The 23,134-nt window shown below is 63.7% G+C and carries 23 protein-coding genes; 8 read left to right on the top strand and 15 right to left on the bottom strand.

The window, feature by feature from the left end:
* Positions 1 to 269: 269 nt before the first annotated feature.
* The 3 genes from AWB70_RS06220 to gcl are packed head-to-tail and all read right to left on the bottom strand — an operon-like array spanning position 270 to position 3,816.
* Complete coding sequence (locus AWB70_RS06220; protein ID WP_053568041.1) at positions 270 to 1,175, bottom strand: 2-hydroxy-3-oxopropionate reductase; 906 nt, start codon at positions 1,173 to 1,175, stop codon at positions 270 to 272.
* A gap of 25 nt (positions 1,176 to 1,200) precedes the next feature.
* Complete coding sequence (hyi, locus tag AWB70_RS06225) at positions 1,201 to 2,001, bottom strand: hydroxypyruvate isomerase (RefSeq protein WP_014191228.1); 801 nt, start codon at positions 1,999 to 2,001, stop codon at positions 1,201 to 1,203.
* 39 nt (positions 2,002 to 2,040) lie between these two features.
* Positions 2,041 to 3,816, bottom strand: coding sequence for a glyoxylate carboligase (gene gcl, locus AWB70_RS06230; RefSeq protein WP_053568042.1), 1,776 nt, complete (start codon positions 3,814 to 3,816; stop codon positions 2,041 to 2,043).
* 175 nt (positions 3,817 to 3,991) lie between these two features.
* On the opposite strand from gcl, the gene AWB70_RS06235 reads away from it, so the two are divergent.
* The 8 genes from AWB70_RS06235 to AWB70_RS06270 all read left to right on the top strand — a co-directional run bounded on the left by AWB70_RS06235 (position 3,992) and on the right by AWB70_RS06270 (position 9,928).
* Positions 3,992 to 4,945, top strand: coding sequence for a LysR family transcriptional regulator (locus tag AWB70_RS06235; RefSeq protein ID WP_045450462.1), 954 nt, complete (start codon positions 3,992 to 3,994; stop codon positions 4,943 to 4,945).
* A 131-nt stretch (positions 4,946 to 5,076) separates the two neighbouring features.
* Positions 5,077 to 5,448 (top strand): 30S ribosomal protein S6, encoded by a 372-nt coding sequence (rpsF, locus tag AWB70_RS06240; protein WP_014191231.1) that lies wholly within the window; start codon positions 5,077 to 5,079, stop codon positions 5,446 to 5,448.
* 34 nt (positions 5,449 to 5,482) lie between these two features.
* Positions 5,483 to 5,782, top strand: coding sequence for a primosomal replication protein N (priB, locus tag AWB70_RS06245; protein WP_014191232.1), 300 nt, complete (start codon positions 5,483 to 5,485; stop codon positions 5,780 to 5,782).
* A 2-nt stretch (positions 5,783 to 5,784) separates the two neighbouring features.
* On the top strand, positions 5,785 to 6,060 hold the full coding sequence (gene rpsR, locus AWB70_RS06250; RefSeq protein ID WP_014191233.1) for a 30S ribosomal protein S18: 276 nt from the start codon (positions 5,785 to 5,787) through the stop codon (positions 6,058 to 6,060).
* Between the two features lie 28 nt (positions 6,061 to 6,088).
* Complete coding sequence (rplI, locus tag AWB70_RS06255) at positions 6,089 to 6,544, top strand: 50S ribosomal protein L9 (protein ID WP_014191234.1); 456 nt, start codon at positions 6,089 to 6,091, stop codon at positions 6,542 to 6,544.
* A 119-nt stretch (positions 6,545 to 6,663) separates the two neighbouring features.
* The gene (locus AWB70_RS06260; protein WP_014191235.1) at positions 6,664 to 8,052 is read left to right on the top strand and encodes a replicative DNA helicase; all 1,389 of its coding nucleotides are present in this window, start codon (positions 6,664 to 6,666) and stop codon (positions 8,050 to 8,052) included.
* A 143-nt stretch (positions 8,053 to 8,195) separates the two neighbouring features.
* Positions 8,196 to 8,822, top strand: a complete 627-nt coding sequence (locus AWB70_RS06265; RefSeq protein WP_014191236.1) for a DUF47 domain-containing protein — start codon at positions 8,196 to 8,198, stop codon at positions 8,820 to 8,822.
* Positions 8,823 to 8,917: 95 nt separating this feature from the next.
* Positions 8,918 to 9,928: an inorganic phosphate transporter gene (locus AWB70_RS06270; protein ID WP_014191237.1), complete on the top strand. Its 1,011-nt coding sequence runs from the start codon at positions 8,918 to 8,920 to the stop codon at positions 9,926 to 9,928.
* 27 nt (positions 9,929 to 9,955) lie between these two features.
* On the opposite strand, the gene AWB70_RS06275 is transcribed toward AWB70_RS06270, so the two are convergent.
* The 12 genes from AWB70_RS06275 to AWB70_RS06330 all read right to left on the bottom strand — a co-directional run bounded on the left by AWB70_RS06275 (position 9,956) and on the right by AWB70_RS06330 (position 22,886).
* Positions 9,956 to 10,762: an SDR family oxidoreductase gene (locus AWB70_RS06275; protein WP_053568043.1), complete on the bottom strand. Its 807-nt coding sequence runs from the start codon at positions 10,760 to 10,762 to the stop codon at positions 9,956 to 9,958.
* A 55-nt stretch (positions 10,763 to 10,817) separates the two neighbouring features.
* The gene (locus AWB70_RS06280) at positions 10,818 to 11,822 is read right to left on the bottom strand and encodes a C40 family peptidase (RefSeq protein WP_053568044.1); all 1,005 of its coding nucleotides are present in this window, start codon (positions 11,820 to 11,822) and stop codon (positions 10,818 to 10,820) included.
* A 199-nt stretch (positions 11,823 to 12,021) separates the two neighbouring features.
* Entirely contained in the window at positions 12,022 to 13,881 is a 1,860-nt protein-coding gene (locus AWB70_RS06285) for a PhoH family protein (protein WP_053568045.1), read from the bottom strand.
* A gap of 399 nt (positions 13,882 to 14,280) precedes the next feature.
* A complete protein-coding gene (locus AWB70_RS06290) occupies positions 14,281 to 14,742 on the bottom strand; it encodes a peroxiredoxin (protein WP_014191241.1) in 462 nt (153 codons plus the stop codon).
* Positions 14,743 to 14,814: 72 nt separating this feature from the next.
* Entirely contained in the window at positions 14,815 to 15,711 is an 897-nt protein-coding gene (locus AWB70_RS06295; protein WP_014191242.1) for a polysaccharide deacetylase family protein, read from the bottom strand.
* A 10-nt stretch (positions 15,712 to 15,721) separates the two neighbouring features.
* Positions 15,722 to 16,768, bottom strand: a complete 1,047-nt coding sequence (locus AWB70_RS06300; RefSeq protein WP_014191243.1) for a bifunctional UDP-4-keto-pentose/UDP-xylose synthase — start codon at positions 16,766 to 16,768, stop codon at positions 15,722 to 15,724.
* Positions 16,765 to 17,751, bottom strand: coding sequence for a formyltransferase (locus AWB70_RS06305; protein ID WP_053568046.1), 987 nt, complete (start codon positions 17,749 to 17,751; stop codon positions 16,765 to 16,767). Before AWB70_RS06305 ends, AWB70_RS06300 begins: the two co-directional genes overlap by 4 nt.
* A complete protein-coding gene (locus tag AWB70_RS06310; protein WP_014191245.1) occupies positions 17,748 to 18,785 on the bottom strand; it encodes a glycosyltransferase in 1,038 nt (345 codons plus the stop codon). Before AWB70_RS06310 ends, AWB70_RS06305 begins: the two co-directional genes overlap by 4 nt.
* A gap of 25 nt (positions 18,786 to 18,810) precedes the next feature.
* Complete coding sequence (locus AWB70_RS06315; RefSeq protein ID WP_053568047.1) at positions 18,811 to 19,977, bottom strand: DegT/DnrJ/EryC1/StrS family aminotransferase; 1,167 nt, start codon at positions 19,975 to 19,977, stop codon at positions 18,811 to 18,813.
* 53 nt (positions 19,978 to 20,030) lie between these two features.
* Complete coding sequence (locus tag AWB70_RS06320) at positions 20,031 to 20,402, bottom strand: SMR family transporter (protein ID WP_014191247.1); 372 nt, start codon at positions 20,400 to 20,402, stop codon at positions 20,031 to 20,033.
* Positions 20,403 to 20,478: 76 nt separating this feature from the next.
* Positions 20,479 to 22,152 (bottom strand): glycosyltransferase family 39 protein, encoded by a 1,674-nt coding sequence (locus AWB70_RS06325; RefSeq protein ID WP_053568130.1) that lies wholly within the window; start codon positions 22,150 to 22,152, stop codon positions 20,479 to 20,481.
* Between the two features lie 359 nt (positions 22,153 to 22,511).
* On the bottom strand, positions 22,512 to 22,886 hold the full coding sequence (locus AWB70_RS06330) for an Mth938-like domain-containing protein (RefSeq protein ID WP_053568049.1): 375 nt from the start codon (positions 22,884 to 22,886) through the stop codon (positions 22,512 to 22,514).
* Positions 22,887 to 23,134: the final 248 nt, after the last annotated feature.

Consider the following 23,134-nt stretch of genomic DNA (forward strand, 5'->3'; position numbering starts at 1 on the left):
TCGCGAAGTCTAGGCAGATTAGTCGCGATGACCACCAGATAGTTCTGAGTTTCAACAAAAGGATTTGTAGCACCGCACATGCGTCAACGGTAGGACACAACTAGCAACAATCCGACGCGGACACCCGACGACAAACCGTCTGACCGACCAAGGCTTACCCGGCGCACCGCCGGGTGCCGCTTCTCGGACCCCACTGTGCCGCCCTCAGCCCAGAGCGGCAGTTGTCCCGCGTGCCCATACGCGGGACGCCCCACGGTTCAGGTGACGCGTTACGCGGCCTTGGCTTGCGCCGGCTCGTCGGCCACCTGGAAGTTCGACATGATCTCGAGCGCGCGCACGAGCGCCGAGTGATCCCATGCTTTGCCGCCGTTCGCCGCGCACACGCTGAACAACTGTTGCGCGCTCGCGGTGTGGGGCAGGGCGAGACCCATCTTGCGCGCGCCATCGAGCGCGAGGTTCAGGTCCTTCTGATGCAGTTCGATACGGAAGCCCGGATTGAACGTGCGCTTGGTCATGCGCTCGCCGTGCACTTCGAGGATGCGCGACGATGCGAAGCCGCCCATCAGCGCTTTACGCACGCGTTCCGGATCGGCGCCCGAGCGCGCGGCGAACAGCAGCGCCTCGGCGACGGCCTCGATGTTCAGCGCGACGATGATCTGGTTTGCGACCTTGCAGGTCTGGCCCGCGCCGTTGTCGCCGATGAGCGAGATGTTCTTGCCCATCAGATCAAAGAGCGGCTTGGCCACCGCGAACGACTTTTCCGGTCCGCCGACCATGATCGTGAGCGTCGCTTCGCGTGCGCCGACTTCGCCGCCGGACACCGGCGCGTCGAGATAATCGCAGCCGAGCGCGTTGATCTTCTTCGCGAATTCCTGCGTTTCGAGCGGCGCGATCGAGCTCATGTCGATGACGAGCTTGCCCTTCGACAGGCCCTTCGCGACGCCGTCATCGGCGAACAGCACATTGGCGACATCGGGCGTGTCCGGCACCATCGTAATGACGATCTCGCTCGCCTGTGCCACCGCGCTCGAATCTTCCACGACTTTCGTCTGCGCGCGGATATCGTCCGGCACCGGATACTTGCCGTTCACGACGAGCGAATGACCGCCCTTGATGAGATTGCGCGCCATGTGCGCGCCCATGATGCCGAGGCCGATGAAACCGATCGTTGCCATACTTTGTGCTCCTCCTTAACGTTTTTTACGCGGTGGCGGCGGTCTTCACGCCACCGATGCTCTGCAGCCAGCCGAGGCCCGCTTCCGTCCCGTTGAGCGGCTTGTACTCGCAGCCGATCCAGCCTTGATAGCCGATCTCGTCGAGCAGCGCGAACAGGAACGCGTAGTTGATCTCGCCGGTGCCCGGTTCGTTGCGGCCGGGGTTGTCGGCGAGCTGGATATGCGCGATCTGCGGCAGGTTCTTCCTGATCGTCGCGGCGAGCTCGCCTTCCATGCGCTGCATGTGATAGATGTCGTACTGCAGGAACAGATTGTCCGAGCCGACCGCGCGGATCACGTCCAGGCCTTCCTTCGAGCGGTTCAGCGCGAAGCCCGGAATGTCATACGCGTTGCACGGCTCGACGAGCAGCCTGATACCTTCTTTTTTCAGTGCTTCGGCTGCGAATCTCAGGTTCTCGATGATCGTCGTGCGTGCCTGTTCCGCCGACACGCCCGCCGTCGGAATGCCGACGAGGCAATTCAGTTGCGGCACGTTCAGCGCCTTCGCGTACTCGATCGCGCGCGGCACCCCTTCGCGGAATTCCGCGACGCGGTCCGGCAGGCAGGCGATGCCGCGTTCGCCCGCTTCCCAGTTGCCCGCGGGCAGGTTGTGCAGCACGATCCGCAGATCGTTCTCTTTCAGGCGCTGCTGAATATCGCCGATCGAGAACGCGTACGGGAACAGGAACTCGACCGCCTTGAAACCCGCGTTCGCCGCCGCCGCGAAGCGGTCGAGGAACGGGACTTCGTTGAAAAGCATGGTCAAATTCGCGGCAAATTTCGGCATTGTTCTTTCCTGTTGGTCGGTCAGTGAAGGGCGCTTCGTTCAGTCGAGCGGCGTGACGGCGGTCGGCGCATCGGCCTTCGTTTCGGCGAGCTCTTCGAATTCGTTGATGGCGTCGATCTCGGTGCCCATCGCGATGTTCGTCACGCGCTCGAGAATCATCTCGACGACGACCGGAACCTGATGCTCCGCCGCGAGCGCCTGCGCCTGCTTGAGCGCCGGCGCGATGTCTTCCGGCTTGTGCACGCGCAGCGCCTTGCAGCCGAGACCTTCGGCCACCGCGACGTGATCGACGCCATAGCCTTCGAGTTCAGGCGCGTTGATGTTGTCGAACGCGAGCTGCACGCAGTAGTCCATGTCGAAGCCGCGCTGCGCCTGACGGATGAGGCCCAGATACGAGTTGTTCACGACCACATGCACGTACGGCAGCTTGAACTGCGCGCCCACAGCCAGTTCTTCGATCATGAACTGGAAGTCGTAGTCGCCCGACAGCGCGACGATCTTGCGTTGCGGATCGGCCGCACGCACGCCGAGCGCGGCGGGAATCGTCCAGCCGAGCGGGCCGGCCTGGCCGCAGTTGATCCAGTTGCGCGCCTTGAACACATGCAGGAATTGCGCACCGGCGATCTGCGACAGACCGATCGTCGTCACGAAGCAGGTGTCGCGGTCGAACGCGAGGTTCATTTCTTCGTAGACGCGCTGCGGCTTCATCGGCACGTTGTCGAAGTGCGTCTTGCGCTGGAGCGTGCGCTTGCGCTGCTGGCAATCGGCAACCCACGCGCTGCGATCCTTCAGCTTGCCCGCGGCTTTCCATTCCTTCGCCACTTCGACGAACAGTTCGAGTGCGGCCTTCGCATCCGACACGATGCCGAGGTCCGGTCCGAACACGCGGCCGATCTGCGTCGGCTCGATATCCACGTGCACGAACTTACGGCCCTTGGTGTAAACCTCGACGCTGCCGGTGTGGCGATTCGCCCAGCGATTGCCGATGCCGAGCACGAAGTCGGAGGCGAGCATCGTCGCGTTGCCGTAGCGGTGCGACGTCTGCAAGCCGACCATGCCGGCCATCAGCGGATGATCGTCGGGGATCGCGCCCCAGGACATGAGCGTGGGAATCACGGGCACGCCGAGCGTTTCCGCGAATTGCACGAGCAGGTCTTCCGCCGCGGCGTTCAGCACGCCGCCGCCCGACACGATCAACGGCTTTTCGGCGTCGTTGAGCATCGAGAGCGCCTTTTCGATCTGTGCGCGCGTGGCTTTCGGCTTGTAGACCGGCAGCGGCTCGTACGTGTCGATGTCGAATTCGATTTCGGCCAGCTGCACGTCGATCGGCAGATCGACCAGCACCGGACCCGGACGGCCCGAGCGCATCAGGTGAAATGCCTGCTGGAACACGCGCGGCACGAGCGCGGGCTCGCGCACCGTGACGGCCCACTTCGTGACGGGCTTGGCGATCGATTCGATATCGACGGCCTGGAAATCTTCCTTGTACAGACGCGCGCGCGGCGCCTGGCCGGTGATCGCGAGAATGGGGATCGAATCGGCCTGGGCGGAGTAGAGGCCGGTGATCATGTCCGTGCCCGCCGGGCCCGAGGTGCCGATGCAAACGCCGATAGTGCCCGGCGCCGCGCGGGTATAACCTTCGGCCATGTGCGACGCGCCTTCGACGTGACGCGCGAGCACGTGGCTGATGCCGCCCGACTTCTTCATCGCCGAGTAGAACGGGTTGATGGCCGCGCCCGGCACGCCGAACGCGGTATCGATTCCTTCTTTTTCCAGCACGAGGACGGCTGCGTCGACGGCTCTCATCTTGGGCATGATTGTCTCCTTCCTGGGGTCTCTATCCGTAATCGCTGTCTGCATATGAAGCAGGGTTCCATTGCACTTTAAGTTTGTGAAAAAGGTTTGATAAGATCAGTCGGAGTCGCTTTATCCCGTACAAAAAGTTTCGAATGGCGCTGCGGGGCGGTTTGGAGACGATTGGAGACGCGAGATGGACCGTTTCAAGCAGATCGAGACTTTCGTGCGCGTGGCCGAGGCAGGCAGTCTCGCCGCCGCGGCGCTGGAGGAAGGCGTGTCGCCGGTGATCCTCGGACGGCGCATCGACGCCCTGGAGAAGCGCCTGGGCGTCAAGCTGATGTACCGTTCGACGCGGCGGCTCGTCGTCAGCGAAGAGGGCGCGGCGTTCCTCGATCGCTGCAAGAATCTGCTGTCGGAATGGGATCAGGCGGAAAACGAACTCGCGGCGGGACGGCGCGCGGTCGGCGGACATCTGATCGTGTCGGCGCCGGCGGCGTTCGGGCGCATGCATGTCGCGCCGCACGCGCCCGTCTTCCTCGCGGACAAGCCCGAATTGCAGATGTCGTTCAATCTGACCGATCGCGTCGTGGATCTGGTGCGCGAGGGCTACGATCTGTCGATACGCATCGGCGGGGCGGTCGATCCGAACTTCGTCGCGGTGAAACTGGCGAGCAACCGGCGCGTCGTGTGCGGCACGCCCGCGTATTTCAAGAAGCACGGCCGGCCGAAAACGCTGGAAGATCTGCCCAGTCACAATTGCCTCGCGTTCAATCTGCAAGGCGGGCAGAACCGCGGCTGGTATTTCCGCCGCAACGGTAAAGTCGTGACGGTGCGCGTCTCCGGCAATCTCGATTGCAACGACGGCGAGCTGCTGCACCGCTGGGCCTCGGAAGGACTCGGGCTCGGCTGGCGCTCGACATGGGAAATCCAGCGGCAACTGGAGTCGGGCGAGCTGGAAACGGTGCTCGACGAGTTCGAATTGCCCGACTACGACATCCTGGCGGTCTATCCGCAGCAGCGCTACGTGCCGGCTCGCGTGCGCTACTTCATTGATTATCTTAAGGAAATCTACGCGCAACCCGGTTACTGGAGCCGTCCGCTCACGCTTCCGGGCGAACCGGCGCGGGAGCCCGCGCACGGCCGCTAACTGCTTGAAAACGCGCTCGAAATGGCAATTGCGCGAGCGCATACAAAAAGCTATAATCTCCGGCTTCTCACTTGCCGCACCGGTCCGACGCCCGGGCGGCTTCTATCCAAAAGTTCGCACAAGGAGTGAATATGCGTCATTACGAAATCGTCTTTATCGTGCACCCCGATCAGAGCGAGCAAGTGCCCGCCATGATCGAGCGCTACAAGGGCACGATCACGTCGCACGGTGGCCAGATCCACCGCATCGAAGACTGGGGCCGCCGCCAACTGGCCTACATGATCGAGAAACTCGCCAAGGCTCACTACGTCTGCATGAACATCGAATGCGATCAGGCCACGCTCGAAGAGCTGGAGCACGCATTCAAGTTCAACGACGCCGTGCTGCGTCACCTCATCGTCAAGATGAAGAAGGCCGAAACCGGCCCGTCGCCGATGATGAAGGAAGTGCAGCGCGAAGAAGCCAAGAAGGCGGCCAGCCAGCCGTCCGAAGCGCAGGCTTAAGGCGAACGCATTCGCCACAGCCACCAAGGTTTAAGTGAACCGGCTGCAACTGACAGCAAGCGTCGTGGAACGCGAACCGGTGCGATACACGCCCGCCGGCATTCCGATCGCAAGCTGCACGTTGCAACACGCCGCGGAAGTCGTCGAAGCGGGCATCGTCCGCAAGATCGAACTGACTCTGCAGGCGGTCGCGGCCGGCGAAGCGAGCGGCAAGCTGGAAAGCTGTCCGATGGGCGTCGAAACACGCTTCACGGGTTTTCTTGCGAAACGAAGCCGTAACGCGCGAACTTTGGTGTTTCACATCACAGAATTGCAGGACATTGGAAAGGACTAATCATGCCCCGCCCGACTGGTAAGAAATTCGACAAGCGTCGTCAGCAACAAAACCCGCTCTTCAAGCGCAAGAAGTTCTGCCGTTTCACGGCAGCCGGTGTCGAGCAGATCGACTACAAGGACACGGAAACGCTGAAGGACTTCATCGGCGAAAACGGCAAGATCACGCCGGCTCGTCTGACTGGCACGAAGGCGCACTATCAGCGCCAGCTCGACACGGCAATCAAGCGCGCGCGTTTCCTCGCGCTCCTGCCGTACACCGACCTGCACAAGGCCTAATCAGACGACGCACTAAGGAAAGCCAAAAATGCAAATCATTCTTTTGGAAAAAGTCGTCAACCTGGGCAACCTCGGCGACATCGTCAAGGTCAAGGACGGCTACGCACGTAACTTCCTGATCCCCGGCAAGAAGGCACGCCGCGCAACGAAAGACGCAATCGCCGAATTCGAAGTTCGCCGCGCCGAACTCGAAAAGGTCGCTGCTGAAAAACTGTCGGCTGCGCAAGCGCAAGGCGAAAAGCTGAGCGGCTTCACGGTTCAGATCTCGCAGAAGGCTGGCGTCGACGGCCGTCTGTTCGGTTCGGTCACGAACGCGGACATCGCCGATGCGCTGAAGAAGCAAGGCTTCGCGGAAGTGGAAAAGGCGCAAGTGCGTCTGCCGGAAGGCCCGCTCAAGATGGTCGGCGACCATCCGGTTCAAGTGGCGCTGCACACGGACGTGCTGGTCGACGTCACGGTGTCGGTGCTCGGCGAGCACGCGTAAGTTTCAAGCGAGGCCGCGCGCCTCGCGTCGTATTACAAAAAGCGGGAGTCGATGCGACTCCCGCTTTTTTTCGTCTGAACGTAGTAGCGCACGCTGTATTTCATCGATAATTCCACCCCATGAACGCTCCGTCCAAAGACCCGCAACTCGACGCGCTGAAGGTCCCGCCGCATTCGATCGAAGCCGAGCAATCCGTGATCGGCGGCCTGCTGCTGGACAACGCAGCATGGGACCGTATTGCCGATGTCATGCATCAGAGCGATTTCTATCGCTACGACCATCGCATCATTTACGAGCACATCGGCAAGCTGATCGCGGCGACGCGCCCGGCCGACGTGATCACCGTCTACGAAGCGCTCACGATGGCCGGCAAGGCCGAGGAAGTGGGCGGGCTCGCGTATCTGAACGCGCTCGCGCAGAACACGCCGAGCGCGGCGAATATTCGCCGTTATGCCGAGATCGTGCGCGACCGCGCGGTGTTGCGGCGTCTCGTTTCGGTCGCGGATGAAATCTCCGCCGACGCGTTCAATCCGCAAGGCAAGGAAGTCCGCCAGATTCTCGACGAAGCCGAAGCGCGCGTGTTCTCGATCGCGGAAGACGGCGCGCGCGGCACGCAAGGCTTCCTCGAAATCGGACCGCTGCTCACGCAGGTCGTCGAGCGCATCGACACGCTTTATCACACCGCCAATCCGAGCGATGTGACCGGCACGCCGACCGGCTTCGTCGATCTCGACCGCATGACCTCGGGCATGCACGGCGGCGAGCTGATCATCGTGGCGGGCCGTCCGTCGATGGGTAAGACGGCGTTCTCGATGAACGTCGGCGAATACGTGGCGGTGGAATACGGTCTGCCCGTCGCGGTGTTCTCGATGGAAATGCCCGGCACGCAACTGACGATGCGTATGCTCGGCTCCGTCGGCCGGCTCGATCAGCACCGCATGCGCACGGGCCGCCTCACCGACGAAGACTGGCCGAAACTCACGCACGCCGTGCAGAAAATGAGCGAGGCGCAGCTGTTCATCGACGAAACCGGCGGCCTGAATCCGATGGAACTGCGCTCGCGCGCGCGCCGCCTGTCGCGGCAATGCGGCAAGCTCGGGCTTATCATCGTCGACTATCTTCAGCTTATGTCGGGCTCGGGCGGCGGCGAAAACCGCGCGACCGAAATCTCGGAAATCTCGCGTTCGCTCAAGAGTCTCGCGAAGGAACTCGACGTGCCCGTGATCGCGCTGTCGCAGTTGAACCGCGGCCTGGAGCAGCGCCCGAACAAGCGGCCGATCATGTCCGACTTGCGCGAATCGGGCGCAATCGAGCAGGACGCGGACGTGATCCTCTTCATCTATCGCGACGAAGTCTACAACCCCGACAGCCCCGACAAGGGCACGGCGGAAATCATCATCGGCAAGCAGCGTAACGGCCCCATCGGCCCGGTGCGCCTGACCTTCCACGGTCAGTACACGAAGTTCGACAACTTCGCCGGCGCGCAGAACTTCTACGGCGGCGAATAAGCCTTTTATCGCATCAACTGTCAAGCGTTCGCGTCATCCGCGCGCCTGCGCCCGTTCAACGCGCGGTGCGTCGGATGGTGGTCGCAGGTACAATATGTCAGTTTGATGTCTGCCTCACATTTGACCCATTTAACGGGATTTTCATGTTCGGTCGTTTCATGCCCACCGAGGGCAAATTTTTCGAGATCTTCAACGAGCACGCGAAGTGCATGGTCGACGCCAGCCGCGAGCTCGAGCTGCTGATCGACAATCTCGACGAAGCAGAGGTTCACAAGCAGAAGGTCCAGGCGAACGAAAAGCGCGCGGACAAGCTCACGCACGAGACCATCGACCTGCTGCACAAGACGTTCATCACGCCGCTCGACCGCGACGAAATCCACAAGCTCATCACCACGATGGACGACATCCTCGATCTGATGGAGGACGTCGCAACGGCCATTTCGCTGTATGACGTGCGGGCGGTGACGTCCGAAGCGAGCCAGCTCGCGCATATTTGCACGGGCACCGTCACGCGCGTGCAGCAGGCCGTGGCATTGCTGGCCGACATGAAGCGCGCGAGCGAGATCCTGAAGATCTGCGAGGAAATCGACCGTCTGGAGTCGGATGCGGACCGCGTGCTGCGCTCGGCGATGTCGAAGCTCTTCCGCGAGGAAGACGACGTGAAGACGCTCATCAAGCTGAAAGCGATCTACGAGTTGCTCGAGACGATCACCGACAAGTGTGAAGACGTCGCGAACATCATCGAAGGCATCGTGCTGGAAAACGCCTGATCATGCCGCCGCGCCCGCGACGCCTGACGCGCCGCGGGTAACGACGACAGACAACCCGCGCCGTTTCGCGCGCCGGCAGAAAACAACACCAACTGATGCATTCGATTCAACTCGCCATCTGGGCAGTCGCCTTGCTCGTCATAGTCGCACTCGCGTTCGACTTCATGAACGGCTTTCACGACGCCGCCAATTCCATCGCCACGGTCGTTTCGACCGGCGTGCTCAAGCCGCAGCAGGCCGTCGCGTTCGCCGCCGCGTTCAACGTGATCGCGTATTTCATCTTTCACTTGAAGGTCGCGGCGACCGTCGGCAAGGGCACGATCGACCCCGAAATCGTCGATCAGTACGTGATTTTCGGCGCGCTCGTCGGCGCGATCGGCTGGAATATCGTCACCTGGATCTACGGCATCCCGTCGAGCTCGTCGCATGCGCTGATCGGCGGTCTCGTCGGCGCGGCGCTCGCCAAGTCGGGCTGGGGGTCGCTCAACATCGACGGTTTGCTCAAGACCGTGGCGTTCATCTTCATCTCGCCGCTGCTCGGCTTCGTGCTCGGTTCGTTCTTCATGCTGCTGGTGTCGTGGCTGTATTTCCGCACGCCGCCCTCGAAGGTCGACCGGCGTTTTCGCCGCATGCAGCTTGTCTCGGCCGGCCTCTATTCGCTCGGCCACGGCGGCAACGACGCGCAAAAGACCATCGGCATCATCTGGATGCTGCTGATTGCGACGGGTTACGCTTCGTCCACCGCCGATGCGCCGCCGGCCTGGGTCATCGGGCTCTGCTACCTGTCGATGGGTCTCGGCACGCTCTTCGGCGGGTGGCGCATCGTGCGCACGATGGGCCAGAAGATCACGAAGCTCAAGCCCGTGGGCGGTTTCTGTGCGGAGACGGGCGGGGCGATCACGCTTTTCGTCGCGTCGTTCCTCGGCATTCCCGTATCCACGACGCACACGATCACCGGCGCGATCGTCGGCGTGGGCGCGACGCAGAAGTTCAGCGCGGTGCGCTGGGGCGTCGCCGGGAACATCGTGTGGGCGTGGATTCTGACGATCCCCGCGTCCGCCGCGCTTGCCGCGGCGGGCTGGTGGGTCGGCCACCACTTCCTCTGAGCCGCACCCCGCGCCCGCGGGCGCGCGTCAGATGATCGGCGAGGACACGCCGTCCATCGGAATGATCGCGCCCGACACGTAACTCGCGCGGCGGCTCGCCAGAAACAGCGCCACGTCGGCAATTTCCTCGGGCCTGGCATAACGCCCGAGCGGCACCTTCGCCTGGCTCTCGGCGAGCACCTGATCGCGCGTGACGCCTTGCCGCTTCGCTTCCAGCTCCAGCGCTTCCTCGACGCGCTCCGTGAGCGTGCCGCCCGGATTGATCGCGTTGATGCGGATGCCGAGCTTCGCGTAATGATGCGCGAGTCCGACGGTATTGAGCATCAGCGCCGCATTCGCCGCGCCGCCCGCGATATGAATGTCCGTCGCAATTTTCCCGCCCATCCCGACGATATTGACGATCGCGCCCGGCTCGGCGCCCGGTTCGTTGCGCAGTCGCTCGGCCATGCGTTTGAGCACGACTTGCTGCGGATAGACGTAGGAGAAGTATTTCGCGTCCATGGCCGCCTTGTACGCGGCGGCATCGAGCGTATCGGGGTCGTAGCGGCGCGCGGCGCCGGCGCTGTTGATCAGAATGTCGATGGGGCCGAGCGCGGCGCTCGCTTCCTCGACGACATCCTCGGCGCTGTGCGCCTCATGCAGATCGGCGCGCGCGAGATGCACGTGATAGCCGCTGCTGGCCAGTTGCTCGCGGGCGCGGGCGAGATTCGCGGCATCGCGCGAGACGATGGCGACTTTCGCGCCCTCGCTCGCGAACGCTTTCGCGCATGCAAATCCGATTCCCTTGCTGCCGCCCGTAATCAGGACGACCTTTTCCGCGAGTCCCAAGTCCATGTTCCGCTCCGTCGACGAATGATCGGAACACGATAGCAGAGACGCGCCGCGCGCGTCAGTTCGTGCCGGTCGCGAAGCGGGCGATAGGATCGTCGTTTTGCACGGGGCGGGGCGCGGCAAGCGATCCTGTAGAGGCGCGCATGACGCGAACGGGCGGTTCGGCGGGGTCGTCGGCGGCGGCCTGCGCAGTGCGCGCCTGCTGACGCGCAGCGCGTGAAGTGGGGGGCGGCGGCTCGAAGGCGTCGGCGGCGGCCTGGATCGGATCGGGCGCGGCGCCGATGGCGGCAACCGATGGCGTCGTCGCGCCGGCGGCTTGCGATTGTCGCTGCGCCGCGGTGAGCGTCGATGGCGGCGGCTCGAAGGCGTCGGCGCTTGCCGGTGGCGGCGCTTGACGCGCGTAAGTCGGCGCGTAAGTCGGCGCGGGTGCGGGCGGCGGCGCAGGTGTCGCGACAGGCGGCGTCGCGGCAGGCGCGGACGCAGGCGATGCCAAATAAGTCGGCGCATCGAAAGGCGCTGGCGTCGACTTCGGCGGCGCGACCCGCCGGATGCCGTCGAAGCGCTTCGCCCAATAGGGGTTTGTCAGATAGTCGAGCCGCACGGTGCCGCCCGTGGACGGCGCATTCACGAAACGCAGCTTGCCGACGTAGATCCCCACATGCGAATGCGGCCGCCCGGTCGTGTTGAAGAAGATCAAATCGCCGGGCGCGATCTCGTCGGGTTCGACCGAGTCGCCGCGCGAACTCATTTCCGCCGTCGTGCGCGGCAGATTCACCGACGCCGCGCGATCGACGACATAGCGCACGAGGCCGCTGCAATCGAAACCCGCGTCGGGCGTGTTGCCGCCCCAGCGGTAGGGCACGCCGACGAGCGACATCGCCTGGATGGAGATTTCCTCACGCCCGACGCTGTGATCGACGAAGGTCGGGAAGCCGGGCGGCGGCTTATAGGTTCGGTTCGCACTCGTGCTGGCGGCGGGCTTGCTGCGCGCAGCCTGCTGCGGCGCGGTTCCACACGCGGCGAGCAGCACGGCGACGAGAAGCGGCAACCAGATTCGAGACATTGCAGAAAGGCGAGCGAAAATTCGCCAGGAAGGGCGGTTGTGCCGATACTAGCCCGCCGAACGGGCGTGCGGCAAGATGTCTTGAGGATTTACATGAAGTTTGTGCCGTAAGTGTTGCCGCCGGTGCACGTCCAGCAAAAGAAAAGGCCTGGCGGATCGCTCCGCCAGGCCGTCTCGATGCGACGAAATTCCGCCGTGATTAGAGAATATCGGACGCGTAATCGGCGAGACGCGAACGCTCGCCGCGCGCGAGCGTCACGTGACCGCTGTGCGTCCAGCCCTTGAAGCGGTCGACGACGTATGTCAGCCCCGAACTGCCTTCGGTCAGATACGGCGTGTCGATCTGCGCGATATTGCCCAGGCAAATGATCTTCGTGCCAGGGCCCGCGCGCGTGACGAGCGTCTTCATCTGCTTGGGCGTCAGGTTCTGCGCTTCGTCGATGATCACGTACTTGTCGACGAACGTCCGGCCGCGCATGAAGTTCATGCTCTTCACCTTCAGGCGCGAACGGATCAGCTCCTGAGTCGCGGCTCGGCCCCATTCGCCTGCGGCATCGTCGGTTTTCTGGAGCACTTCGAGGTTGTCGTCGAACGCGCCCATCCACGGCTGCATCTTCTCTTCCTCGGTGCCCGGCAGAAAGCCGATATCCTCGCCGACCGGCACGGTGGCACGCGTCACGATGATCTCGTTGTAGCGCTTGTCGTCGAGCACTTGCGCGAGACCGGCGGCGAGCGCCATCAGCGTCTTGCCGGTGCCCGCCTGACCGAGCAGCGTGACGAAATCGACTTCCGGGTTCATCAGGAGGTTGAGCGCGAAGTTCTGCTCGCGGTTGCGCGCCGTGATGCCCCACACGTTGTTCTTGTGATGGCCGTAGTCGCGCAGCGTTTGCAACAGGGCGGTCTTGCCGTTCAGCTCGCGCACGACCGCGTGAAACGACGGTTCGCCGTTCTGCGGTTCGAGATACACGAACTCGTTGACCAGCATCGACGGACACAGCGGCCCGGTCACGCGGTAATACGTCGTGCCGGTTTTCGTGTCCTGCCAGCTTTCCATACCCTTCGCATGCCGGGTCCAGAAATCCTGCGGCAGCGCGCGCACGCCCGAGTACAGGAGATCCTTGTCCTCGAGAACCTGGTCGTTGAAATAGTCTTCGGCGGGCAGTCCCAGCGCATGCGCCTTGATGCGCATGTTGATGTCTTTCGACACCAGCACCACCTGACGGTCCGGCCGCTCCTTCTGCAACGCGCGCACGACGCCGAGAATCTGGTTGTCCGCCTTGCCGACGGGCAAGCCCTGAACCGGCTCGATATCCGTGAGCGTGGTCTGGAAGTAGAGGCGGCCGAGCGCGTCGCGGTTGCCTTGCGACGAAAGCGGAATGCCTTCGGTCATCTTGCCCGTGTGCGCGACGAGCGCATCCAGCGTGCGGCTGACCTGACGCGCGTTGCGCGCGACTTCCGACATGCCCTTTTTGTGGTTGTCGAGTTCTTCCAACGTCATCATCGGCAGATAGACGTCGTGTTCCTCGAAGCGGAAGAGCGAGCTCGGATCGTGCATCAGCACGTTGGTGTCGAGCACGAAAAGCTTGCGCAGTTCGGTTTCGGCGGTCGCGGCCTTGCGGCGTTTGCCCTGGGTCCTGGCTTCGTCGCGGGCGGCGGATGGGGCGGGCGCAACGGGCGTTTCAGCGCGTTCCGCACGTTCGGCGCGGGCCTCGAATCCGGCCGGCGTGTCGCGCGCGGCGGGCGCCGGCTGCAGGAGCGCCGCGGTCTGTTTCGATTTTCGGCCGCGCGTCGGCACGGAGCCGGGCGCGGGCGGCGGCACGGCCGCTTCGGCGTGCGCTTCGGACGGAATCTGGGTCAGCACTTCGCTCGCGATCGAGCGCAGCGTATGCGCGGCGTTGGCTGCGGGACGCTCGGCGGTGGCGGTCTCGACCGCGCCAAAGGCGTCGTCATCGCTCGCCGCCGCAGTTTTTTTCGACTGCTTCGAAGGCCGGGCTTTGGCCTTGTATTCTTCAGCCGGAAGGAGATGGCCGAGCTTGGCCGGGGCGGTAGGCAAAGGCATGGTGTTCCCTCGAAAGGAATCGGGTTCGTGTATCGTGCGCCGCCTGTCGCATCCTGCTCGTACGCCCTCGAAGCAATACGATTCCAGCAGTTTGCGCCCGGTGGCGCGCTTCGTTGTCGAAATCGCCGGTTCGCCTAAGTTTCGATCTGCTCCTTGGAGGTTGCGTGCGGCGCGACGCGCGCAAGCCGGGACAGCGTGGCTCTCGTGCGGCGCCAAATAAAAAAGCCGCCGTTCCGATTAGCGGAACCAGCGGCTGACTTCTGTTTCAGAGCGCGTTTCCCTTGCCGACTCCGCATAGCCCGGGTCCATGCCGGCCGCGCCGGCAGGCGCACGGCGGCTTGCGCGAAGACTACGGAAATGGGGTGGACAGGCGCTCATTGCGGTCCAATATAGCGTGCCTCAAATCGCTTGTACAGCCTCGACGATGGCCTCTACGTGGCCTGGCACCTTGACGCCGCGGAACTCGCGCCGAAGCACGCCTTTCGCGTCGATGAGGAAGGTCGAGCGCTCCACGCCGCGCACTTCCTTGCCATACATTTTCTTCATTTTGATGACATCGAAGAGCGAGCAGATGGCTTCGTCGCCGTCTGAAACGAGCGTGTAAGGCAACTCCAGCTTGGCCTTGAAGTTGTCATGCGATTTCACGCTGTCGCGCGAGATGCCCACGATTTCCGCGCCGGCGGCCTTGAACTGGTCGTAGTGGTCGCGAAATTGCAGGCTTTCGGTCGTGCAGCCCGGCGTGTTGTCCTTCGGATAGAAAAAGAGCACGACTTTCGTGCCGCGCAGGCTCGAAAGCGTGAACTCGCCACCCGTCGCGGGTGCGGTGAAGTCGGGTACGGGCTGGTCGACTGCAACTGACACGTAGGTTTCTCCGGTTGTTGTGATTTGTCGGTGAGAAAGAGCGACGAGATGCGAAGCGGCCACGCGCCGCTTTCAGCCCGGCTGGACGATGAGTTCGCCCGCGCGGCCCGGAATCTCGCCCCACGTGACAGGGTACGTGGGCAGCGTCGCGCGGTCCAGCGCCGCATGGTAATCGCCCATCGTGGCGAAGCTGTGTCCCTGCGCGCGCCAGCCGGCAAGCAGTTGCTCGAAGATCGGCGCGAGCTTCTGGCCTTCGAGTTCCGCGTGCAGCGTGAACACCTGATCGTGCGGATTGTCCGCCGTGTAACGCAGCAGATGCGCGGCGACGCTGCTTTCGTCGACGCCGTCGACACCCAGCACTTCGTCGAGCGTAGGCAGCGTGGTCGGCATCTGGACGTGGTTCAGCGTGCGGCCGTCGAGCACGGGAATGTACGGCGTATGACCGCGCCCGTCGGACGCATAGCGCATGCCCCAGGCGTCGATCTGCTCGAACGCGTAGCCGTTCATCTGCCAGCCCGCCGCGCCGTGCGTGACGGGCGGCGCGCCGAAAATCTCGATGAAGCGCGCGTGGCTCTGCTCCATCTGCGCGACGGTCCATGCGCGATCGCGCGCGCGCACGTTGTCCTGCCAGTAGACGTGATCCCACGTATGGATGCCGCATTCGAAGCCGGCCTCGTGGATCGCGCGCATTTCGGACACGGCTTCGCGGCCGATGTCCGGCCCCGGCAGCAGCACGCCGTACATCAGCGTCTTCACGCCGTAATGCTCGACCACCGACGTGCGCGACACCTTCTTCAGAAAGCCCGGCCGGAAAACGCGCCGCAGCGCCCAGCCCGTGTGATCCGGGCCGAGGCTGAAGAGGAAGGTCGCGCGGGCGCTGAATTTGTCGAGCAGGCGCCCGAGATTGGGCACGCCTTCGCGCGTGCCGCGCAAGGTATCGACGTCGATCTTGAGAACGATGCGGGCCACGCGCTTGCCTTTACGCCTGTTCGACGAGCTTGCGGGCTTCGCCCACGTGCGCGCGATACGCTTCGAAAATCTTGCGCAGCGCGTCGTCCATCGACGCTTCCGGCTTCCAGCCGAGTTCCTGCATGGTGTTGTCGATCTTCGGCACGCGGTTCTGCACGTCCTGATAGCCCGCGCCGTAGTACGCGCCCGACGAAGTCTCGACGAGTTGCACCTTCTTCGCGCTCTCCGCGTACTCGGGAATCTGGTTCGCGAGCGCGAGCATCTTGTTCGCGAGTTCGCGCACCGAGAAGTTGTTGGTCGGGTTTCCGATGTTGTAGATCTTGCCCGACGCCACGCCGTCCTTGTTCTCGATGATCTTCATGAGCGCGCCGATGCCGTCGTCGATATCGGTGAACGCGCGCTTTTGCGCGCCGCCGTCGACGAGACTGATGTTCTCGCCGCGCACGATGTGGCCGAGGAACTGCGTCACGACGCGCGACGAACCTTCCTTCGGCGTGTAGATCGAGTCGAGGCCCGGGCCGATCCAGTTGAACGGACGGAACAGCGTGAAGTTCAGGCCTTCCATGCCGTAGCCCCAGATCACGCGGTCCATCAACTGCTTGGAGCACGCGTAGATCCAGCGCGGCTTGTTGATGGGGCCGTAGGAGAGCACCGAGTTCTCCGGGTCGAACTGCTCGTCGGTGCACATACCGTACACCTCGGAAGTCGACGGAAACACCAGATGCTTGCCGTATTTCACGGCCGAACGCACGATCGGCAGATTGGCTTCGAAGTCGAGCTCGAACACGCGCAGCGGCTGCTTCACGTAGGTCGCGGGCGTGGCGATCGCAACGAGCGGCAGGATCACGTCGCACTTCTTCACGTGATACTCGACCCACTCCTTGTTGATCGTGATGTCGCCTTCGAAGAAATGCATCCGCTCGTGATTCGCGAGGTCGCCCAGGCGGTCGGTTTGCATGTCCATCCCGAAGACTTCCCAGTCCGTGGTTTCGAGGATGCGCTTGGACAGGTGATGGCCGATGAAGCCATTGACACCCAGAATCAGAACTTTTTTCATGAATGACGAGAGGATTGAATGATGCGGCCAAATTCGGCGGGTTCGACGGTGCGCGCTTCGTTCGACGGAGCGCCGCCGGCATCGAGTGGCCGGTGACGCAACTCGTGGATGGCAATGACGCGGCCGTCGCCGCAGACGCCAAACAGCGCATTATCCGTCACGCTCAGGCCCGGGGGCAAACGTCGCAGCTCACGGAGTCTTTCGGGCGGCACGCCCGGCGCGCCCGTTTCCGGCACGAGCCGCGCCCGCGCGACGATGAAGCGCTCCGCGCCGATATCCGTGAACGCGCCCGGATACGGCGGCGCAACCGCGCGGATCAGGTTGTAGACGCGCTCGCCCGGCTGCGACCAGTCGATGCGCCCGTCCTCCGGCTTGCGTCCGCCGTAATAGCTGCCCGACGCGAGATCGTTCGGCAGATGCGGCGCTTCGCCCGCGAGCAAGGCGGGCAGCACGCGCCAAAGCGTCTGCTCGGCGGCGACCACGGTTTTGTCGAAGACCTGGCTCGCGGTGTCGTCGGGGAGAATCGGCACCGGGGTCTGCGCGAGGATCGCGCCCGCATCGGGCTTCTCGGCCATTTCGTGCAGCGTCGCGCCGGCTTCGGTTTCGCCGTTGAGCACCGCCCAGTTCGTCGGCACGCGGCCGCGATACTTCGGCAGCAGCGAGCCGTGCATGTTGTACGCGCCGCGCCTCGCGAGCGACAGCAGCGACACGGGCAGCATGTTCCGGTAATAGAACGAGAAGATGAAATCCGGCGCGAGGCTTTCCACCGCGTCGAAGAGCTCGGGCGACTTCGGATCGGCGGGCGTGATCGTTTCGATGCCGTGTTCCGCCGCGACCTGAGCGACGCTGCCGAACCAGATGTTCTCGCTCGCGCTGTCCTCGTGCGTGACCACCAGCGCGACATCGACGCCGCGCGCGAGCAGCACCTGCAGGCAGCGCACGCCGACGTTGTGATAGGCGAAGACGACTGCGCGCGGCTTCATCGACCGTTGTCCTCACGCGTGACGACCGCGACAGGCTGCACCGCCTCCTGAGCCGGCCTGACCGCGGAGGGCAGGCCGTCGCGCTGCTCCAGAATGGTCTGCACGAGATAGCGCGGCCGCGCGCGCACTTGCTGATAAATGCGCCCGATGTACTCGCCGAGCAGCCCGAGCGCGAAGATGATCACGCCGAGCATGAAGAACGTAATGGCGAAGAGGGTGAACACACCCTGGACTTCCGCGCCGAACATGAAGCGGCGAATCACCAGCAGCAGGAACAGGCCCGCCGAGCCGACCGACAGGATCACGCCGATAAACGACAGCCATTGCAGCGGCACCACGGAGAACCCCGTGACGAGATCGAAGTTCAGGCGGATGAGGCTATAGAGCGAGTACTTCGATTCGCCCGCGAAGCGCTCTTCGTGCGCGACATCGACTTCGATCGGGTTCTGCGCGAAGGTGTACGCGAGCGCCGGAATGAACGTGTTGATCTCGCCGCAGCGGTTGATCGTGTCGATGATATGGCGGCTGTAGGCGCGCAGCATGCAGCCCTGATCCGTCATCTTGATCTTGGTGATGCGCTCGCGCAGGCGGTTCATCGCGCGCGACGCCTTCTTGCGCCACAGGCTGTCCTGCCGCTGCTGGCGAATGGTGCCGACGTAGTCGTAACCCTCGCGCATCTTGCCGACGAGCTTGCCGATTTCCTCGGGCGGATTCTGCAGGTCGGCGTCGAGCGTGACGACGATCTCGCCGCGCGACTGCTCGAAGCCCGCGAGAATCGCCATGTGCTGCCCGTAATTGCCGTTGAGCAGAATGACGCGCGTGGTGTCGGGCCGCACGTGGAATTGCTGCGCCAGCAGCGCGGCCGATTTGTCGCGGCTGCCGTCGTTGATGAAGATCACCTCGTACGACGTGCCGAGCGCATCGAGCGCCGGATAGAGGCGCTGAAAGAGGGCGGCAAGGCCGTCCTGCTCGTTGTACACGGGGATGATCACCGAAAGCTCGGGAGTCGTCGCCGGAAAATCCAAATGACTCATGTTGCGCTGAGTGTCCTTGCTGGTGTTACCCGTTGAGTTGTGCGTCGCCGAACTGTTCGCAGATCTCGTCGATCGATTTCACGACGTGCGCGACGTCGTCCGTGCTCATCAGCGTGAAGAGCGGCAGCGTGACCGTGGACGCGCCGTAGCGCTCCGCATGCGGGAACATGCCTTCGCCGAACCCGCGCGCCCGATACAGCGTGAACAGATGCAGCGCCGGATAATGCACGCCCGCGCCGATGCCACGCGCCTTCAGTTCGCCCATGAACTCCGCGCGCGTGAGCTTCAGTTTGTCGAGCGGCAGCGCGATCTGGAACATGTGCCAGTTGCTGTCGGTGAAATTGCGCGGCGGCAGGCCGACGCCGAGCTTTACGGCCGCGCCGCCTTCGAACGCATCGAAATAGGCGCGCGCGAGTGCGCGGCGTTTTTCCGTGAAGCGCTCGATCTGGCGCAACTGGCCGAGCCCGACGCGCGCCGCGACGTCCGTCAGGTTGTACTTGCCGCCGAGCACGTCGCAATCCATGCCGTCGAAGCCCGTGCGCGTGATGCCTTGCAGCCGGTACTTGCGCGCGAGTTCCGCCTCGTCCTCGTTGTTGAGCACGAGCGCGCCGCCTTCGATCGACGTCACGTTCTTGTTGGCGTGGAAGCTGAACGACACGATGTCGCCGATCGCGCCGATGCGCTTGCCTTTCCACGTCGAACCGAACGCCTGCGCGGCGTCCTCGATCACGCGCAGCTTGTGGGCGCGCGCGATCTCGTAGAGCCTGTCCATATCGACGGGCAGGCCCGCCAGATACACCGGCATGATCGCCTTGGTGCGCGGCGTGATGGCGCGCTCGAGCAGGTTCAGGTCGATATTGCGCGTGACCGGATCGATGTCGACGAACACCGGCGTCGCGCCCACGTCGAGAATCACGTTCGCGGTCGAGACCCAGGTCATCGGCGTGGTGATGACTTCGTCGCCCGGCCCGACGCCCGCGATGCGCAAGCCGATCTCCATCGTGCAGGTGCCCGAGTTGAACGCCCGCACGGGACGGCCGCCGACATACGCGGAGAGTTCGGCTTCGAACTGCTGACATTGCGGGCCGGTGGTGATCCAGCCCGAGCGCAGCACGTCGACGACGCCCTGAATGGTCTCTTCGTCGATCTCCGGCTTCACGAAAGGCAGGAACGGCCGCGTTGTTTGAGTCATGGACTAGCGCCAAAAAAATGAATTGATCCGATCGAACGTTCGACCGCGCGGCCTCAGCCGCGCGCGAGCACCACGACGCCCACGAGAATGATGCCGATGCCGATGAGCCGCTGCATCGACAGAACTTCGCCGAACAGATACCACGCCGCGAACGCATTGACGACGTAGCCGAGCGAGAGCATCGGATAGGCGACCGAGACGTCCACCCGCGACAGCCCGACGATCCACACGACGACGCTCAGCACATAGCACGCGAGCCCGCCGATGATGGGCAACTGCGTCGCGATCTTGATGCCGACCGGCAGGATGTTCGCGGGCGTCATCTCGAAATGACCGACCGCGTTCACGCCGGCTTTGAGCAGCAGTTGGGCGCATGCGTTCAACAATACGCCGATGACGATACAAATGAAGGAAATCGGGTTCATCGTGCGTTTTTCAAATACGGGACAAGGATACTCGGTTCATCTCGAAATGCCGAACGATCGTGCGGTGCAATATCGCTCACGGCTGCGGTTTTTCGACGATCACACGCCGCGCGTCGCGCGCGATGACCTGCATCGGCACATGGCGTGCCGCGAGTTCGTCGTAACGGCCCGGACCCATGAGGGCGAGGGCGTAACGGTCGGCGTCCCATCGCCTGATCCACTCGTCGAGGCTCGGCACCCATTTTTGCGGCTCGGTCTGCACGCCGAAGGTCAGTTCGTCGGCTTCCTGGACCATGATCATCGTGTGTCCCAGATAGAAGGGCATCGTGTGGTCGAGCTTGGCGATGGAATAGAAGGGCGTGTCGGGCGGCAGCTTGGCCATCGCGGCCGTCACGGCCGGCACGAGCTTGACGCCTGAGCTTTCCTTGCCGAACACGTCGTGCCCCGTGCCCGCGATCGTGCCGAGCAACAGCCACGCCGCACCCAGCCCGGCCGCGCCCGCGAGCACGCTGCGGCGGTTCAGCCAGAGCGCGAAGATCGTGACCACGAAGGCGACCGCGAGGCCCGCGTACACCCACACCTGGAACGCACGATACAGCGCGTTCGGATTCGTGGCGCTGCCCGCGCGGCCGATGAAAATCGCGCCGAACGCCGCCGCGATCAGAAACACCGCGTAGCCGATCAGATGCATGCGGTACCGCGATTTCGTGAGCGACGGCAGATAAAGGCCGATCACGAGCGCGAGCGCCGGCGCAATCGGCAGCACGTAAGACAAAAGCTTCGAGTGCGACGCGCTGAAGAACAGAAAGATGAAGGCCGACCAGACCAGCAGCATCGTGACCGGCGCGAAGCCATTGGGCTGGCGCGGCGTTTTCAGACCGTGACGCACGCTTTGAAAGGCTATCGACAGCCACGGCAGAAAACCGACGAGCAGCACGGGCACGAAGTAGTACCACGCGCCCGGGCGGTTCTGTTCCGGCGTCAGGTAGCGCCTGAATTGCTGCACGATGAAGAAGAAGTCGAAGAACTCGGGATTCTTCATCTGCACGAGCACGAACCACGGCGCCGTCACGATCAGGAACACGATCACGCCGCTGCCGATATAGAGCCTTCGCCAGAGCGCCCAGTCGCGCGAGACGAGCGAGTAGAGCACGAGGACCGCGCCCGGCAGGATCAGGCCGACGAGGCCCTTGGACAACACCGCCGCGCCCATGCCGGCCCAGCAGAGCCACATCCAGAGGCGCACGTGACGCGTCGAAAGGCCGGGACGCTGGGCAAGCAGCAGCGCGCAGAGCGTCAGTTCCATCCAGAACGACAGGCCCATGTCGAGCGCGTTGAAGTGGCCCATCAGGTTCCAGTACGGGCAGGTCGCGAGAATGACGGCGGCGGCGAAGCCGGTCATTGCGTTGAACACCCGCGTGCCGGTATAGCCGACGAGCAGCACGCCGGCGAAACCGGTGAGCGCCGTATAGAGCCGCGCCTGCCATTCGCCGATGCCGAACCAGGCGAACGTGAGCGCGTTCGCCCAGGTCTGCAGCGGCGGCTTTTCGAAGTATTTGTAGCCGTTGTAACGCGGCGTGATCCAGTCGCCGGTCACGAACATCTCGCGCGCCATTTCGGCATAGCGGCCTTCGTCGCTGGGCACGAGATGGCGCAGCCCGAGCGGCGCGAACCAGACGATCGCGAGCGCGAGAATCAGAAGAATGAGCGAAAGATGCGTGAGCGGTAGCCGCGAAGGCTTATCGTTCATGAAGTCGACCTGTCCGATGCCGCGATGCGCGGCGCTAGTGAAACGAAATGGGCGGTGCGCGCGGGCTGCGCGTGAATACGGCGTGCGCATGCTCAGGCACGCATTTTCGCCGAGAGTTCGCCTGGCGCCGGTGCGCCGCGCGCATGCCGGCCGGCGGCCGGCCCGGCATCGCCGCGACCGCCGCCGGATGCGTCGCGCCGCCCCCCGGCGCGCGTCCCGGAAAGACGCATGCGGGCGGGAGTGTAGCGCACGCCCGCCCGGCGATTGTCAATTTTGACGCGGAGCCGGCGCCCGCTCGCGCCGATACCCGAACGGGCGCGAGTCTGACAGCGCTTCCTTAACGGTTCCTTAGCGGTTCCTCAGGCTTCGATCAGCAGCGCGGCGGCGACACGGCGGCCTTCGGACATCAGGATGTTATAGGTGCGGCACGCCGCGCCGAAATCCATCGTCTCGACGCCGATGCGGTGCTTCGCCAGTTGCGCCGTGAGGCGCGGGTGCGGAAAGCGCAACCGCGAGCCGCTGCCGAAGATGACGACTTCCGGGGCGGCCTGAACGAGCGCCTCGAAGTGCTCGGGCGTGAGCGCCTCGAACGACGACACCGGCCACGCCGCGACGGGCGTCTGGGGCATGACGATCACGCTGCTTTCGTGTCTTTCGAGATTGATCGCCACGAAACCGTCTCCGTAGCTCGTGATGGTGTTGAGCGCGCTGTTGGAATCCTGGTGCAGTTTCAAAACAGTGATCCGGCAAGGGAAGAAGTGAAGACTCAGCCCGCGACGCGGCTTTTCGCGTTTCGCGCCGGCCTTTCATGCCGGCTTTTCGCGACGGAAACGGCGTTGCGGACCGCGTTCCTTTGGTGCATTGCGGAACTGAGTCATAATCAGTAAATTATAACTTTTCGGCTGCCGGGCTCGCTCGTGCGCCGCCTGTTGCGCTCGCGTGCCAGCCACAAGCCGCCTCCGACTCGCAATCCGGTCCGCAT

Source organism: Caballeronia cordobensis, from assembly GCF_001544575.2.
Lineage (GTDB): Bacteria > Pseudomonadota > Gammaproteobacteria > Burkholderiales > Burkholderiaceae > Caballeronia > Caballeronia cordobensis.